This is a genomic window from Nocardia sp. NPDC006982, from assembly GCF_042869435.1.
Classification (GTDB): domain Bacteria; phylum Actinomycetota; class Actinomycetes; order Mycobacteriales; family Mycobacteriaceae; genus Nocardia.
Window position 1 is genome coordinate 1 of the sequence record NZ_JBIAFV010000066.1, and the last position, 3,658, is coordinate 3,658.

At 66.3% G+C, this 3,658-nt stretch carries 2 protein-coding genes; both read left to right on the plus strand.

Features of this window, described 5'->3' with window-relative positions:
• Positions 1-139 precede the first annotated feature (139 nt).
• A complete protein-coding gene (locus ACFYOW_RS49370) occupies positions 140-1,201 on the plus strand; it encodes a tyrosine-type recombinase/integrase (protein ID WP_387299099.1) in 1,062 nt (353 codons plus the stop codon).
• The gene (locus tag ACFYOW_RS49375; RefSeq protein WP_387299101.1) at positions 1,198-3,528 is read left to right on the plus strand and encodes a tyrosine-type recombinase/integrase; all 2,331 of its coding nucleotides are present in this window, start codon (positions 1,198-1,200) and stop codon (positions 3,526-3,528) included. The genes ACFYOW_RS49370 and ACFYOW_RS49375 overlap by 4 nt, the downstream gene beginning before the upstream one ends.
• The last annotated feature ends 130 nt before the right edge of the window (positions 3,529-3,658 follow it).

Below are 3,658 nucleotides of genomic sequence, written 5' to 3' on the forward strand. Positions count from 1 at the left end.
CTCAATAGGATTCGTTTGCGGAGTAGGTCGGGTTTGGTGCGGCCGAACATTTGCCGTTTGAGCATTTTAAAAGTTACGTGGAATCTGGCCCGGGCGGTGATCATGTCTCCCCGGGTGACCACGGACTTGGGAGACGGGCTTGGGCAGCGCGGTGGCGTTGATGGAGAAGTGGCCGGTGTTGGGTCGGCACGAGCAGGCGGCGGTGTGGCTGGGCATGTGGGTTGATCTCGGGCGGGCGCCGCGCACGATCGATGCTTACGGTCGCGGGCTTGCGGAGTATCTGCTGCTGTGTGAGCGGGAGCGGGTCGATCCGGTCACCGCGAGCCGCGCCCACATCGCAGTGTTCGTGCGGGAGTTGACTTCTCGCCCGCACCGGCGCGGCCCAAACGTGGTGTCGCTGGATTCCGGTTCGGGGTTGGCGAACGCGACGATCCAGCAACGGCTGGTGCCGGTCCGGCTGTTCTACGACTATCTGATGGAAGAGGGCCTGCGGCAATCGAATCCGGTAGGACGAGGGCAATACACGCCCGGTCGGCGGGCCGGTGGTATGCAGCGGGGTCTGGTACCGCGGCTGACGAAGCTGCCGTGGATCCCCGACGAGCAGCAGTGGATGCAGGTCCTGGACGTGGCGCGGCTTGAGCCGATCCGCAACCGGCTGATGCTGGCACTGGCCTACGACGCGGCGCTGCGGCGGGAGGAGCTGTGTTCGCTGCGCACCGACGACGTCGATCCTGCTCATCGGATGTTGCAGGTGCGAGCGGAGACCACGAAGAACCGGCTCGAGCGGGTGGTGCCGTATTCGGCGTCCACCGGAGTGTTGCTGTCGCAGTATCTGGTCCATCGGTCCACGGTCAGCCGGGCCCGCGGACCGTTGCTGCTGTCCGAGTCACGCCGTAATCGAGCTGAGCCGCTGAGTTTGTGGATGTGGTCGAAGGTGGTGCGGCGCATCGCAATCGACGCTGGGGTCCCGCAGTTCTCGACGCACACGACCCGCCATCTGTGTTTGACGGACCTGGCGCGGATGGGGTGGGAGGTGCATGCGATCGCCTCGTTCGCCGGCCACCGGCATACCGACTCCACGCTTCGGTATATCCACCTGTCCGGCCGGGATCTGGCCGACAAGCTCGCCCGCAGCATGGACCACATCCATGCCTGGCGGGTTGAGGCCCTGACCGGCACCGACCTGGTGGTGGCGCGGTGAGCGCCGTCCCTCCCGCGGTTTCGCCCGGTGACGACCTGCGCTGGCGGTCGCCAATCGATCCTGGCCGCTACGACGCGACACCTGCGCTGCGGGCGGCGGAGAAGGATGCGATCACCGAACTCGGTGTCGAGAACCTCCGCCGCGTGGCCCGCCACGACCCCAATGCCCGAGGATGGACGAAGATCCGCCGCCTGCTGCTGGCCCTGGACGACGCCACCGCTGCGGTCCAGGCGCCGCGGACACCGCACCGGCGGCGAGCGATGAGGGACGCGACCGCGGTGGTGTTGCTGCACTGCGTGCGGACCGGCAAGTCGTTCTGGTCGTGGACAGACGAGCAATGGGCTGAGCTGATCGGCGCAGACCTGCACGAGTTCCGGGCCGCGGCCCCGGGATGGGCCGACGATGCGGTGCGTCCTTATTTGGCCACGCACGCGTTTCTGCTCGGCGGGTTCGCCGCGTTCTATCGGCTCGGCAGCTTCAGCCGTCTTACGTTGGCCGAGAACATCTTCGGCCGTGATCTGGTCGACAGTGAGATCGGCCGGATCCGGTCGGTGCTGGCCGGGTGGGGCTATCAGCTGGGCCGCGGCGATGACCCCCTGCTGCCCGGGGTCGCTTGCCAGGTGCTGCTACTCAACCGCAGCCCGCACCTCGACGAGCTGAACACGGAACTATTCGAGTGGATCCGCCGTGAACGGCTGCTGCCCGCTGCTCGCGGAAACACACTGCACGCGATGCAGCGGGCGGTCGCCGCGCTGGGCTACTGCGATGCGCCGCAGCAACTCACGGGACGGCACTCGGCACGCGCCACCGGCGGAGCACCCGAATGGGCCGAATGGGCCGAATGGGCCGATCGCTGGCATGACACCTCGACACTGACTCCCCGCGTCCGCGGCACCGTCCGCTCCACCCTGCTACGGGTCGGGCGCTGGCTGGAGGTCGAACATCCCGAGGCTGCCGATCCGGCCGATTGGACCCGACAGACCTGCGCGGCCTGGATCGCGGCGCTGGACCGCATGAAGGTCGGAGATTACGTCCAACGCACCACCGGACTCAACGACCGCCTCGGCAAACCGTTGGAAGCCTCTACGAAGGCGGGACAAATCGCCGCGGTCCGCCGATTCTTCCGGGACTGCCAGGAATGGGATTGGCTGCCACGGCGTTTCGACCCGAACCGGGCGTTGGCCACCCCACGCAGCATCGCCGCCCTTCTCGGCCCCGATCCCCGCATCATCGCCGACGATGTCTGGGCGAAACTGATGTGGGCCGGGCTGAACCTGACTCCCGATGACCTGCCCCAGTCCCAGGCCGGGAACTTCTATCCGATCGAGCTGGTTCGGGCGGTCACCCTGACCTGGCTGTTCTCCGGGCAACGCAGCGACGAGATCGCGCGCCTACGCCTCGGCTGCATCCGCTGGCAGCACAACGGGACACCGATTCCCGGTGACTCGCAACAGATCCTGGCCCGCGACGCAGTCTGCCTACTCGACGTCCCGACCCACAAGACCGGCACCGCATTCACAAAACCGGTCGACCCGATCCTGGGTCAGGCCATCGACACCTGGCAGGCGAACCGGCCCGAGCAGCCGACGTTCGTCGACCGCCGCACCGGACAACACGTCGATCTGCTGTTCGCCGTCCGCGCCCGCCGCATGTCCTCGGCCTACATCAACAACACCGTGATCCCGATGCTCTGCCGCAAAGCCGGAGTCCCGGCCGCCGACGTCCGCGGCAACATCACCAGCCACCGGGCCCGATCGACCATCGCGAGCCAGCTCTACAACGCCAAAGAACCAATGACCCTGTTCGAGCTGCAGGCATGGCTCGGGCATCGCTCGCCGCAGTCGACCCAGTTCTACGCCAAGATCAGCCCGAACACCCTCACAAAGGCATACGACGACGCCGGCTACTTCGCCCGCAACATGCGAACCATCGAAGTCCTCGTCGACCGCGACACCCTCACCAGCGGCGCAGCGGCCCAGGGCGAGCCTTGGCAACACTTCGACCTCGGTCATGGATTCTGCACCTACACCTTCTTCGAGCAATGCCCGCACCGGATGGCCTGCGCCCGCTGCGACTTCTACACACCGAAGGAATCCAGCAAAAGCCAACTCCTGCAAGCAAAATCGAACCTGCAACGCATGGCCGTCAACATCCCACTCACCGACGACGAACAAGCCGCCGTCGAAGAAGGCCAGATCGCAGTCGACAAACTGCTGACGCGCCTGGCTGACGTTCCCACTCCGGCGGGCCCGACGCCTCGTGAGGTCGGCGCGGCAGGCGCAATCCAACTGCCGATCGTCGGCGTCCGCCATGGAAGATCCTCATAAACTTGACATTTCAGATTCCACAGAATGATCCGGTTGACGTGCCCTTCGACCGTTCCACTGCTCCATGCCATGGTTAGGCCCGCGGTGACTGCGTCCTGGTCGCGGCGCAGGCCACGGACGAACGAGTGCA